Source organism: Weeksella virosa DSM 16922 (assembly GCF_000189415.1).
Lineage (GTDB): Bacteria > Bacteroidota > Bacteroidia > Flavobacteriales > Weeksellaceae > Weeksella > Weeksella virosa.
The window spans coordinates 909920-923677 of record NC_015144.1; the positions used below are offsets into that span (position 1 = coordinate 909920).

Consider the following 13758-nt stretch of genomic DNA (forward strand, 5'->3'; position numbering starts at 1 on the left):
TTTAAGGTCTTTTGTGATAATTAGGATTTAATGTACTTCTATTCTTATTCGCATTAGCTTTTTCAGCGTCCAATGCTTTCTGTCTTGCTCCCTGTCCTGCTGGTATTTTTTCAACAACACGAGAGTCATATTTTCCTGCCCCCTCTGCCTTGTTCATTTTATTTACTTGGCTGGTAGCACGATAAGACTTATCTGCTTTGGATACTTTTCCGCCACTAATCCCTGTTTTAACAACATTATCTGTTCCTGTTTCAAAGATTTCGTAAACGTGTTGGGCTTTTGTACTTGCTTTTGAATTACCGTTAACAGCTTTTGCTCCGTCAATAGCTTTCTCAATAGTTTTGAGGTGCTTTCCTACTTTTCCTACTTTTCCAATATCTCCAACATAAGGGATAACACCCATACCGCTTAATAACGCACTTCCCCAATTTCCGTTTTTAGCTTCAAGTGATGCAGCTGCAATGTCGGCAACTCCCGTAGGGTCAACTATACCCACAATGTCAAGGGCAGCTATCAATACGTCATCGCCCTGTAAAGTGTAATTTCCTCCTAAATCTCCAACAACAGAACCTGCATTTACAGATATATCTACTAAATCCGTTTTAATGGTTACACTCGAATTATTCTTTCCACGTAGGATAATATCCTCAGGAGCCATACCCGTAGGGTCGGTAAATCGTAATGGATTATTAAAGCCGTAACTGTATGGAGACCAGTCTGGAAATTCTTCCGCCAGTGGGTCAACATTCATCCATCTCCCAATACTTGGGTCGTAGTTACGGGCACCGTAATCGTATAAGTTGATGTCAAACTCATTCTGCAACTCCTTGCCGTTGTATTTATAATTATACGTAGCCGAACCCGTTGAGATAGAATTATCAATTCCTATTCCTATATCGCCAAATTTTGCTTCAATAGTTGTTCTATTACTTGCAATATCTTCACCTGGAGTTACAATGATTTGTTGTAACGGTTGGTAACCTTTATGTTTCAACCCAAAAGGGTAGTAGTGGTTTTCTTCCAATATTTTTAATTTGTTTTCGGTGTCATCCCAAGCATAACTCAATCTTACGTTACCCAAATGATCCGTGTAATTGTAAACATAATTATAACTTCTGCCACCACTAACTTTATTGGTCACCACATTTACATACCCTTCCGCTGTTGGGAAGAATTGTAAATCATTGTTTTTGTATTGAAATCCACCTAAATAATCTGTGGTGGTTACTTTGCTACCATCTATTACTACTTTTCTTAGCTTTACACCGTTTGCATCGTAGGCGTAATGTATCCTTTTGTTGCTATTCCAAATAACTTCTGTAGGTAAATTTAGGTAATTGTATTTAATTTCGGAAATTCCTTTGTTCAAATCTTGTGTTAAATTTCCGTTTGCATCGTACGTATAGTCATCACCAGCGTTCGTACCATCGGTAAATCCCTCGCTGTGGTTGCTGTGGTCACTTACTTTTAGCAGTTTATTCGACTGTTGCTGATAGTGATAACTCAGCTGGTCGATAAGGACAGGCGTGCCTGTTTCGGTCGTTCCGTTTCTGCTCAGTTGGGTGATGTTACCGTTGTGGTCATAACTTAATTGTTCATCGTAATAGTTTTTCTGGGTAGCGGAAGTTCCTTTGTAGAAAGTTGCATTCAGCAAACGGTTAAGACCATCGTACTGATAATCGTAGCTTCGCAAAGACTGAGCGGGTGTTTTCCAGAAAGTTTGGCTAATGTCACCGTTGTACAATGCGCGTGCAGTTTCAGTACGTGCAGCGCTGTAGCGGAGCTGGTCATAGCTGATATGAAAAGCAAAGAGTTTTCCGCCTGTCTCCATAGTAGGGCTGGCATGTACATTGTTGATATCAGTCAACCAACCTCTGATGTTATAGGTGTAATCCACTGTTTGGTAAGGCGTTGATGTACTGTTGCCCACTTTTTTCTGGCTGAGTTGTCCAATCGCATTGTAGGTGTTTTGCGCAATGACTTCGACCTTACCGTTGTTTACTTGATAGGTCTGATTTTTCAATCGTTCGAAATGATCGTAGCTAAAGGTTTCTTTGACCGTGATTTCGGTATCTGTGCTTTTTCGTTTGTGTTTGGTAATGGTTTGGAGTGGTTTACCTCTGAAATCTAATTGGTTTTCGACAATGGTATGACCGCCCAAATAGTTTACCTTGTGGCTTTTAACGACATAGAGGTATTGGGCATCGTACAGGATATAGGCATATTCAAAATTCCATGTGTTGTTTTCCCAGGTATCTAAACTGCGGGTCACGGTAAGAGTTGGTAATCCTTTGAGTTTTGTACCCTTTGCCAACGCATGCCCTTGTACATTGGCAGTGGTGTTTACACCCAAAGGATAGCTCGGATAATCGTCGTAATAATGAACGCTTAGAACATGATTATTTGCTCCAAAACCGTCTGTATTGTAATAAATTTGAATATTATCTTGTTGATATCCAGACCCCCTTGAGACGTTGTTGCTGCCTAATTGGTTGATGTAATTTTGAACATCAGTTCGTGTGCCTGGATCCCATGCCTTACCCGTAACGGCAATTCTACCAAACTTATCGTATTTGGTAAACAGCCAAACCCCTTCGGTTCTTTGATTGGCATCTTGTGTGCCCACCAATCGGTCTTGGTTGTCATAGACCATATACTCCCATCCTTTACCTGGTAGTTTTTTCTCGACCAAACGGTTTTTGTCATCGTATTTGTATTGATAACCTAATTCATTCAATCGGTTGATGTACGAAGATGCTGTGCTGCTATTGTTGGCATTTTTTATCAATACAGGAGGCAATACAAAAGTCAGATTCCCATACACATCATAGACATAATAAGTATCGTGATTTCCGTTAGAATTATTGCTCCCTGTACTGACAATATGGATGCGTTTGAGCAGTACTTTTCCTTCTTTGTCTTTGAACTCTTGGATGGGTTGCCCGTTCTCATCGGTGGTCACCGTTTTATAAAGTTGATTAGCAGCATATTTACCACTCAGGGTAAGGGTTGGTGTTGTGGTAGGATTGCTAACACCAAATTTCAGCACCTCACTCGCTGTATTGGTTTGGTAAGCAAATTCGATTTCTTTGCCGTTGCCCAATTGCCATGTACCACCTGGCGCAGCTTGTTTCAAAACTCTATTCAGGGCAGAGTTTTCATATTCTTTTTGCGAATAGACCAGAGGGTCAGGATAGGCACTGTAATCAGGTTCTGCTATAGAAAGATTAGGGACTACACCGGGTAGATATTCTTTGTCCACACGCCCAAAACCATCGTAGGTAATTTTGGTGGCTAAACCTCCTGTGGCACTACTACCAGCACCTTTTACGATGCTCAGTTTTTCGCGACCCAAACCATCATAGTAAGTGACAGCTTCTTTTTTGGCGGTGCAATTCTTGTCTAAACATTCGGTGCTTTTCACAAAGTTTTCGGTGGTACTTTGAGCATAGGTGGTTGTACTAAGTCCTAAACCTACTACAAATAAAAAAAGTCTGGTGTTATTTTTCATCTTGTTTTAGGTTTAAGGTTGTGCATAATTGTATTCGAAAGTTTTCAGGATTTCGTTGTCATGATTTCTGATCTCTTTTAAGCGACCTGCTGCATCATAAGCGTATTTTTCAACTTGGCCATTGGGTTGTACAATCATGGTTACTCCGACCAATGGCTGATATATATACCCTGTAATCAGAGCATCAGGAAATGAACTTCTTAGAGCATTGAACGAATTAACATTCAATCCAGATATAGAATTGCTTGCTGCTATGAGCACCTCTGCATGGGAGCTTATAGAAGAGTACGCTTTGCCTTCTATCTTAGCGATAGGGTATTGTCCATTATATCCCCAAATGATGGATACAGGTATACCGTTTTCCATGGTATATTGCGTGAGATTGCCTTGGGCATCGTAACTGTTGTAGGTGATTTTGCGATCGGCTACTGCTTCGGTTTGTCCCATTTCTCCTTTTTTGGCATATACGAATTGGGGTAAAATAAGCTCTCCAAAGTTATTGTAAACCGTCCGTTGTTCTGATAGTACTGTTCCATCATTTGATGTTTTGGTTCTCACAGGCATACCAATCATATTACGCTCTACCATCTTGTCCCAAACCGTGTTACCTCCTGTAGCTAAGTCTGGTGGGTATTGGTATTCCGTCATAAGGGTTTCGCCTTTGGAGTTGGTGGTGATTGTATTGGTTGGGTATAAATGTTTATATGTTGGTGAATAATTATTTTCTAATGTTGTAACAACTTGTCCATTTTGTAAATAGTCTTTAATAGTAGTTTTAATATTTTGAATCCAGAATGTTTTAATTGGAAAAGAAATCCAATCGAATTCATGAAAACAACTAACAGCGCATTGAACATTTTTTCTTGTAAGTTCAATCCCATTATAAACCATATTTTTATTATTGATAATTGAAGATTCATTATTAAAAAAAGGGTCGAAATTATATTCATAAAACTCCTCTTTAATAATATCATTTCTTTGGTTATAATACCTTTTTGTTTTTAGCAATCCTCGCTCTGGTTCAAATAATGGATACGACATATTAACCAATGAATTTGGATTATAGCTAGTCCAATCATATTGACTAGGTTCTTCGTCATGAAAATACTCATACTCTATTTTGTGATTTTCTGTACTATCTAAAAAATTTGAAACGTATTCTTGAACATGACTATACCCAATAGCTTTCCCATTAACAGTTGCTAATTGCCAACCTGCATTATTAGTTAAATAATTGTATCTCTTATTTGTTACAGCCGCATAATCTCTTGTATTTAAAATAACATCTGTTTTTATAGAGGTTAGATTGAAAGTTCCGTAATTTATACCACTTGTTTTTCCTGTATTAGGATTTATATAAGTAAAACGTTTTTCTACACCATTATTATTACTATCATTTAATATGACTTTTGCTACTCTTATGCTTCCAGTTTTTCCTACTCCATCTTCTATTAATAATCCTAATGAATTATAAAAATCGCTAAAACCGCTAGGAACAAAAAAGTCATCGTTTTCATAAAATAATTCTTGTGAACCACCAGTTGGGTAGGTTACTTTTTTTAAATTACCTATTTTTCCGAATGTTAAATCAGAGCTCAAATCAGCATTAGAGTTATATAATTGACTTCTTCCTGTTTTTAAATCATCAAAGTAAACTTTTGGAAATATCCCAAACCTACCATTATATACGCCCCAAAAATCTTTTTTATGAGTAAGACGAGGTGGTAAATTTCCTTCATAGTATTCAAAAAGATATTTTTCTCCACTCATCACTTCTTCAATTCCGTTTAATTTTAAACGGTAGTTAGCCCCTTTCATATAATCAATTTTAGGATTATAATCATCTTCAGACACAAAATAACCTTCCGTACCAGCTAAGTCAAGCTCAAATTTTTTTATTTGTTTTCCATTACTTCTAATTATTAACGATTTTATATATTTATCATTTACAACATCTTTTCGTGTATCAACTCCATAAACGATTTCTAATTCTGAATTGTTAAACTTTACTTTACTAAGGATTTTATCTTGTTGGACTACACCTCCTCCTACAACCATATAATTTGTGCATTGATAGTTTAAAAGAGGAATCCTCAAACTATTATTTTCAGCTGATAGAAATTCTTTGATCTCTATAGAAGTTGCATATTTTAAGGGATTTGCTAATTCTAAATATTCAAACTCTATTTTAATATTATTCGAAGATTTAATATATTTAATAATATATTCTTCTGATGGATAATTATTAAGAATATTTACATGATTTGTACATGTGTTTACATTATATCTCGATTGTATTAACGAAAAATAATATTCATTTCCTTTATCATCATTCATAACGACATCAAAAAAACCATGGGGTGTTTTAATTTTTTTAATTTTAACGTTTGATGAAGGGATTTTTAAAGCCTCTTTCTTTTTTATATCAAAAATAAATTGTCCTGTATTTTTTAGTAACGAATAGTTGTATATATCAGGTAAAAAGTCATTAGGATATTCACCTAAAAAATCACCAATTGCATATAACGCTTTTTCTGTATCACTTCCTACTGTTCCATACCCATTAAAATCAAATCCAGAACTCATATCTTCTTTTTGACTTTGAGGTCTATCAGGACTACCAATTACTTGCTTCGACAACGAAATGCCACCAATATTCAATACCCAACCTAAACCTACTCTCGATGCTATTTCGTCTAGTTTTATTCCCGAAGTATTGTATTCAAGTGATATAGGAAATTGTTGACCATCAAAATCGAAACTATAGATAGGGATTGAAATATTCATTACCCCTGTATGAGTTGTGGCAGGAATATCCACATACTTAGAAAAAGCAGAAACTTCTGCTGATCTTGAGAATTGAGATATTTCTGGTTTAAAATCTTGTTTTATTTCTTGATTAAATTGAGCCTGTAAAAAACTCATTATTGTAAATAATAAAAATAAACTTAATAACTTCTTCATTTTTTTAATATATTTATTGACTCAATTTGATTATCGATTTGCAGTTGAATGATGTAAACACCTGAAGGATAGTGACGTAAATCAACAGGTGTGGTGCGGTAATGAATTGTAAATTCTTGCAATTGCTGACCGTTCAGGTTGATGACTTTTCCGCTTGCTTTTTCAAATTCTTGGTTGATTAAAATGTTTACATAATCGCGCGTTGGATTCGGATAAGCTTCTATATACGTTCTATCGGTTTCTTCTTGTGTCTGCTTATTGCCCAATTTCACCATCCAAAAGTCTTGTTGTCCATTGCTGGCAATTTCTTTATCAGCCGAGTTGGATGCATCCGAATTACCAATCAACACCACCGAACCATCACGGGTTTCAATGGCAATTTGCAAATAATCAAAGCCATCACTTTTCAAGGTTTTTGTCCATTTCTCTTCGCCGTATTGGTTCAATATAAAACTGTTGTATGCACTGCTTGGTTTTTGCTCGCCATTTTTAGTTTTGGTATAACCCAAATTACTTCCTGCCAACAAATAGTCACCTTGCTTGGTCATCAGTAAGCTGTTGATAATCTGATGCGAATCGATTTCGGTCGATGTTTCTTTCAACTGATTCAGATGGGTATCTAAACTAATGATGCTGAGTTTTCGTTGGTTTTGATTTTGTGAAACACCTGCTAGAAAAAAAATTTCATTCTCCTTATCAAAATAAACCGAATTCAAAATATCATCGTTTTCATTGCCATAACGCATCGCGGCTTGCAGTTCACCTGTTTTGCTTAACAGTATAACCTCCCAATCAAAATCGTTGAATTTTTCATTTTCGGGTGAATTGGTCTGTCCAAACAAAACAAATCCATCTTTGGTTTCATAGATCGCTTTTACTTCTTCAGTGTATTCTCCACCAAGGGTTTTATCCCAAATTATCTCCCCTTTTGGGTCTAATTTTACGATCCAATAATCTTTACCTCCAAAACTATTTTCGGATTTTAAGTCTGATTTTGGTGAATCAGAGTTTCCTGCCAACAGATATCCACCGTCTTGGGTTTGAATAATCGAAATCAATTCATCATTCCCATAACCACCAATGGTTTTCTGCCATTGAATGTTACCAGCAGCATCCAATTTCAAGACCCAATAATCGGCTAAACCAAAAGATTTGGTTGTTTTATCACCACTTTCGGAAGATTCTGAATATCCACCCAAAATATAACCACCGTCTTTTGTAAGAGCGCCAGCGGTCAAAAAGTCATTTTCATCTCCACCAAAAGATTGTTGCCACTCTTGTTTGCCAGCTTCATCGATTTTCCATATAAAATAATCTAACTTCCCTTGATTGGCTTTGTTTTTTTGACCTGTAGCATCCGAAACTGAACTGCCCAATAACAAAAAGCCATAATCGGGTGTAGCAAGGGCGTGGTATAAATATTCAGCATGTTCTCCGCCTATACTTTTTTGCCAAAGAACAGCATCATATGCATACTCTTGTGCTTGCAAAAACGTACCAACAGAGAAAAGAAGTAGAAATATTCTTTTCATCAATGATAGATTATAGTGTTAATTTGTGTTAAACTTATTAAGTTTTTCTTAAATAAAAAGGTGTAAGCTTATTTATTTACTTGTATTTAACACTGTGTAGCTTATAGTATTAGACAATACATCCATTATTTTTCAAATTTCCTTTGCCGATTTCAAAAATTCATTTCACAATCGCCACAATTCATTTTGTTTCTCGCAGATGGATTGTGGCTTTTCATTTTGATATCCGCACTTTACCACAACACAGTGCTAAAATTCTGTTCCGACATTTTATTATAGAGTTGTTTGCTTTTCTAAAAAAACAATCAATGTATTATTTAGTCTTTTTTAAATTTAATTAGCTTATAAACAAACACTTATATTGATTTTACAAAGTAATTTTTTGAATTTTGAAGTAAGACTTGTATGGCAAAGGATGATTTCATTGAAGAAACTTTGAAGTTTGATGTTGATTGTCAAACTTTCGAAATTGACGTTAATTCCATAACTAGAATAGGTCTTGAAAATTTATTAACTATAATTCAATGTATAATTATTATGGAAAACAATCATAATTTTAATCAATTAGAATATTTGAAAAATCAACTAAAATATCTAATCTTTGGAGAAGATGAAAAATTACATCACGATTTAGAGTCTGGTATTCTCTATAGTATATACGAAACATCAATGATTTAAAAAAATACACTCGGACTAAATCAGAGACTGTATCCTAAAATTTTAGACTTTCTAAATCTGACACTAAACAGTATCTTTGTTAAAAAAACATGAAATACTTTTTACTTTTATTTTTCTTATTCATTACCAATCAATCGTTTGCACAGACAAATGAAGAATTAAAAAAGGAGATTCAAGAGATTAAATCTACTATTAAAACAATTCAGCAAGATATTGATGCTATTAGAACTGAAAATATTTCTTTGAAAAAAACTTTAGCTATAAACAAAGCTATTCTCGAGCAAAATGAGGCTAATAATCTTTATAAAATAATTAAAGTCAAAGGCAATAGAGCAAAAAAGACTATTGAAATTACTTTTCTTGTTGAATCTAAAGATGCAAACAAACAGCTTTTCGTTAATGATCTTTCGATAATTGATTTAGAGGGCAATGAATATAAAGTTAATTTATTTAAATCAAGCAGTCCTTTTCCAAAACTTGCAGTGAATATTCCTTTAAAACTTAATTTTTCTTTTAACGATATAGAAAACGAACCTGATTATTTAAAGTTGTTTCGATTTCAAGTAACTAGTACGCTTCAAGAATCTAGAAAAGAATTTAGAAGTAATTTAGAATTTAGGGACTTAAAAGTTAATTGGGAATAATTTACAAGCGAACTTTTTTTGCCCAACCTTATCGTTTCGAAGAAACAAAAATTAGTTGTATTACGAATTACAAACTAAGCGTATAGAATAATGGATCTGAGGTAAAAGCACTCGCTATTTTTGCACCTGCAATATTTACAGCTTTAGGGAATATTTGTTCGTTATCAAGAAGAAAAAAATAATAATTTTTTTTATAAAAACTGGGTTTAATACCAAATTGAAGTTCTATACTAATTTCCTCTCCAATAACTCTTTTTTCTTCTTTTTTTATCAAAAAACTCACATATTTAGCCGAAAAACGTACCAAATCCCGAAAAAATAATCATAGAAACGAGCAATTTTTTTGCTTTACAGAACGAATAATCCAACCATAAAAAGTATATTTGCGCAAACTGATATTAGAAAAAAGAATGAATTTAACAGTCGAAAATATACTATTAGTTGGCTCTATATTGCTTTTCATAAGTATCATAGTAGGTAAAACTTCTTACAAATTTGGTGTTCCGACTTTATTACTTTTTTTGGCAATAGGCATGTTGGCGGGGTCAGACGGTATTGGCGGCATTTACTTCGACAACCCACAAATAGCTCAATTTATTGGTGTAATTTCATTAAATTTCATTTTGTTTTCTGGTGGTCTAGACACAAACTGGGATTCGGTGAAACCTGTCCTAAAAGAAGGACTTGTTTTGTCAACTTTTGGTGTTTTGTTAACAGCCCTCTCCCTTGGAACATTTGTTTGGTATGTTACCGACTTTACTATTTATGAAAGTATGCTCTTGGGTTCTATTGTTTCATCGACCGATGCTGCAGCAGTATTCTCTATTCTACGCTCAAAAAGCCTTGCATTAAGAACCAACTTGCGTCCGACATTAGAGCTAGAGAGTGGTAGTAACGATCCAATGGCTTATGTTTTGACTATTGCATTTTTGACGTTAGTTATCAATCAAGACCAAAATATATATTCTATCATTCCACTCTTTTTCCAGCAAATGATATTGGGCGGTATTGCAGGTTTTGGCTTTGGAAAATTGAGTAAATTAATCATCAACAACTTAAAATTAGACTTCGAAGGGCTTTATCCAGTTTTAGTTATCGCCCTTACGTTCATTACTTTTTCTGCAACCGACTTTGTTGGCGGAAATGGCTTTCTTGCCATATATATTTGTTCTGTTTACCTAGGCAATCAAGACCTTATCCACAAAAAAACCATCCTAAAGTTTTTTGATGGACAAGCATGGCTTATGCAAATAGCTCTGTTCTTGACCTTAGGTTTATTGGTAACTCCATCTCAAGTAATACCATATTTTGGCATTGGTTTACTTATTTCTCTATTCCTAATCGTTGTTTCAAGACCTTTTAGTGTTTTTGTTAGTCTGATGTTCTTTAAGATGAAACTAAGAAGAAGACTTTACATTTCTTGGGTTGGTTTGCGGGGTGCAGTTCCCATTGTATTTGCTACCTATCCACTTTTGGCAGGGATAGACAAAGCAAATATGATTTTCAATATCGTGTTTTTTATTTCAGTTACCTCTGTAATTATTCAGGGCACAACCATATCTGTAGTTGCCAAATGGCTAAACGTTGCATTGCCAGAAGAGAATAAGTCGATGAACGAAACAGATAAACTCATCTTAGAGCTACCTAAATCTTCTTTACAAGAATTCGAAATTACGCCTGATTTTCATGCAGTAAATAAGAGAATAGTTGATTTACACTTCCCTAAATCGGCATTCATAATAATGATAAAAAGAAATGGAAAGTATATTCGACCAGTCGGTTCAACAGAAATAGAAGCAAATGATGTTTTAATGGTTCTTGCCGATAGCCAAGAAGATTTTACAAATGTCGAGAAAAAACTGCAAATGCCAATCACCACATAAAAAAACATCAACACTCCGAAAAAAGAAGATTTTTCATTAATCATACACAACAAAAACAAAAAGCTATCAGCCAACGCCGATAGCTTTTTCTTTGTCCTACAAATCTGTTATCTAATTTCGGCAATCCACTCAATTCCGCTAATGTCTATCAGTTTCAAAGTATAATTATTTTGGGGTGTAATCTCCTCCAAATCTATTGTTATATCGGCTTTTGCACCAAGCGGTATAATTAGACTATGTTTTCCCGATTTGATTTTTGCTACGTAATGATTATTGATTTTTTCTTTCGGGAAACTCGCCAATTCTTCTTGCCCAATGGATTTAACAACCTGATTATTTTCGTCTAAAACCTGTATACCAATCAAAAACGAACCGTAAACATCTGCACCCTCTACCCTGAATAATTGAAAAGTAAGTTGCGAGCCGTTATGCTGAATATTTGAAATTTCTACTTTAGGTTTTACGGATTTGTTATGAAGTGTACCCAAAACCCCTCCATGAAAATATTGGTTGGTAAACAAAGTTAATCCCAAAATGATGAGCGACATTACCAGAACTTTTGGAGCTAGATTTTTGATCGGAAGTTCGCCCGAACCTAAAAAAGCAAACCATTTTTTTTCGGTAAACGGATAGGGTTTATTCTTCAGGTAATTGTCTAAAGAATAAGTGCTGCTGCCTGTGAGGAACAAGACAAATCCACTTGCCACCCCCAACACACCGATTTGCCACTCATCTAAACATGTAGTACCTATCCAGCCCGAACCCAAAAGAATTCCCATTGCCAAAAAGAATATACCAATACTCATAAGCCTTGTAAATAAACCGAGAATAATAAATAAACCGACAACGGCTTCGACGATTGTAAAAGTAATCATCGAAATTTGTAATGCATCAGGGTTTGAAACCAAATATTCTATAAGTGGTTTGATAAACAAAGCATTGGGAAGAAAGTGATTGAATTTTTCGCCTATATAGCCCGCCTCTTCCGGAATAAGCTTATTGTCTAGAATTAATCTTCGCCAAAAAGCAGAAAAATATGTCCAGCCGATTACCCAACGTAGCGGCAACGTAAAAAGTCCGGCATTGCTAAATACACTGCCAATGTGATGTTTCATTGAATTTTATATTTTAATTAAACGTGAAAAATAATGGTGATAGCGTGAGAAAATTTACGCTAAATCAATTTTCAATCGTTTATATAAGATATATTTTGGCGGACTCTTGCCAGAAGATGTATCTGAATGATAACTGTAAACCTTGGTAGGAAGTATCGTGAAAAATGGTTTATCTACGATATCAATCGGCTCGATTAGTTTGTAGATCTTCGTCTCTTTTACAACTAAAATTTGTTGATATTCATTTTGCGAATACGAACAACTGCCTACTGAAGTAGTTGCCTTGGACTTGTTGAGGGGTTTGGTATAGTCGGTATTTACTGAATGGAACAACGCCCCCTTAACGATACAGGGACTTAACGAAAACAAAACAAACCACATTAACAGAATGAGTCTGAAGTTCTTGCTATGGTTCTCTTTTTTCAACATCGCTACAAAGATACAGTTTTTTAATTGGCCCTATGTTAAACTTACCTTAAAACAGTTTTTTCTGTATCCTTATTAAATAAAACCAAGAAATAATAATCAAGAAATGATACAGCTACTGTCTAGTGATTGTAGAAAAAACGAGGTTGGAGTACTTGTTCTGTCTGCGGGCTAATGTTCAAACGAGCGTCTAATACATAGATCGTAAACCATTAGACCTGGTCTTCACTACCTCCTCTATTGCTACCCTTTAACTTAATAAAAAGAACGTCATCTTTCATGCTCCCACCAAAGAACCATTTATTTACTTTACTGTATCTTTGTACAATACGCGATAAAAGAAGGATGAAAAAACAAAACCAAAGCTATTTCAAACAACTGAAGCAAGTATTCAAAGATTATTACATCGATATTTATAGATGGGCGACCAAAAACAAAGAAAACGAAGATTACGAACTCCTCCAACTCCTATGGCGTGTGCCTCTAGCGATCCTAGCGATTATTCTATCACCGGTATTTTTCTTGATTTTTTCGCTTATTTTCCTGATTACTTTCTGATTTCTTAGAAAATGAGGTGGCGACAGATTTTTCGACCATGGTTTATTACCACCATTTTGGTTTTTACTGTTCATCAAATCAGTCAAAAACTGTTGCAAATAAAGCTTCCTTTTCTTGATAATTATCTCGACCCAATATTACTAATGCCGATGCTTCTTCATGCTCTTTTATGGGAAAGACGTTTGCTTTTTGGGTTTGATGATCAACATATCCTACCAAAAAAATATATAATTTTAGTTTGGATAATCGTCAGTATTTTGACTGAATTTATTTTTCCGATTTGGAATAAAGGCTTCACAAAAGACCCGATCGATATAGTATTATACCTTATTGGATCTCTTATATTTCTAAAATTTTTCAATCATCCCATCAAAATTACAAACTAACAAATTGTATCAAAAAAAGTAACAGATTGCTTACTATTAGACGTAGTTTTTGGTAGAATAC

General features: G+C 34.8%; 10 protein-coding genes. 5 read left to right on the forward strand and 5 right to left on the reverse strand.

All coding sequences use genetic code 11. From position 1 onward, the window contains the following. Nucleotide 1 precedes the first annotated feature (1 nt). Genes WEEVI_RS04455 through WEEVI_RS04465 form a run of 3 tightly spaced genes read right to left on the reverse strand, consistent with a single transcriptional unit; the run spans nucleotide 2 to nucleotide 8007 of the window. A complete protein-coding gene (locus tag WEEVI_RS04455; RefSeq protein ID WP_013597970.1) occupies nucleotides 2-3511 on the reverse strand; it encodes a DUF6443 domain-containing protein in 3510 nt (1169 codons plus the stop codon). A 12-nt stretch (nucleotides 3512-3523) separates the two neighbouring features. Further along, the gene (locus tag WEEVI_RS04460; protein WP_013597971.1) at nucleotides 3524-6475 is read right to left on the reverse strand and encodes a hypothetical protein; all 2952 of its coding nucleotides are present in this window, start codon (nucleotides 6473-6475) and stop codon (nucleotides 3524-3526) included. Beyond that, nucleotides 6472-8007 (reverse strand): T9SS type A sorting domain-containing protein, encoded by a 1536-nt coding sequence (locus WEEVI_RS04465; RefSeq protein WP_013597972.1) that lies wholly within the window; start codon nucleotides 8005-8007, stop codon nucleotides 6472-6474. Before WEEVI_RS04465 ends, WEEVI_RS04460 begins: the two co-directional genes overlap by 4 nt. 405 nt (nucleotides 8008-8412) lie before the next feature. Between WEEVI_RS04465 and WEEVI_RS04470 the strand changes: the two genes are divergently transcribed. After that, nucleotides 8413-8685, forward strand: a complete 273-nt coding sequence (locus WEEVI_RS04470) for a hypothetical protein (RefSeq protein ID WP_013597973.1) — start codon at nucleotides 8413-8415, stop codon at nucleotides 8683-8685. Nucleotides 8686-8774: 89 nt separating this feature from the next. Next, on the forward strand, nucleotides 8775-9329 hold the full coding sequence (locus WEEVI_RS04475; RefSeq protein WP_013597974.1) for a hypothetical protein: 555 nt from the start codon (nucleotides 8775-8777) through the stop codon (nucleotides 9327-9329). A gap of 67 nt (nucleotides 9330-9396) precedes the next feature. Here WEEVI_RS04475 and WEEVI_RS04480 read toward each other — a convergent pair whose 3' ends face one another. Continuing rightward, nucleotides 9397-9603, reverse strand: coding sequence for a hypothetical protein (locus WEEVI_RS04480; protein ID WP_126414869.1), 207 nt, complete (start codon nucleotides 9601-9603; stop codon nucleotides 9397-9399). A gap of 136 nt (nucleotides 9604-9739) precedes the next feature. Here WEEVI_RS04480 and WEEVI_RS04485 point away from each other — a divergent pair, with 136 nt between their 5' ends. Next, nucleotides 9740-11212, forward strand: coding sequence for a potassium/proton antiporter (locus WEEVI_RS04485; protein WP_041942075.1), 1473 nt, complete (start codon nucleotides 9740-9742; stop codon nucleotides 11210-11212). A gap of 107 nt (nucleotides 11213-11319) precedes the next feature. On the opposite strand, the gene WEEVI_RS04490 is transcribed toward WEEVI_RS04485, so the two are convergent. Continuing rightward, on the reverse strand, nucleotides 11320-12327 hold the full coding sequence (locus tag WEEVI_RS04490; protein WP_013597976.1) for a TQO small subunit DoxD: 1008 nt from the start codon (nucleotides 12325-12327) through the stop codon (nucleotides 11320-11322). A 771-nt stretch (nucleotides 12328-13098) separates the two neighbouring features. Here WEEVI_RS04490 and WEEVI_RS04500 point away from each other — a divergent pair. Together WEEVI_RS04500 and WEEVI_RS04505 are read left to right on the forward strand one after the other, a co-directional pair. After that, the gene (locus tag WEEVI_RS04500) at nucleotides 13099-13311 is read left to right on the forward strand and encodes a hypothetical protein (protein WP_013597978.1); all 213 of its coding nucleotides are present in this window, start codon (nucleotides 13099-13101) and stop codon (nucleotides 13309-13311) included. A gap of 11 nt (nucleotides 13312-13322) precedes the next feature. Continuing rightward, nucleotides 13323-13697: a hypothetical protein gene (locus WEEVI_RS04505; protein ID WP_013597979.1), complete on the forward strand. Its 375-nt coding sequence runs from the start codon at nucleotides 13323-13325 to the stop codon at nucleotides 13695-13697. The last annotated feature ends 61 nt before the right edge of the window (nucleotides 13698-13758 follow it).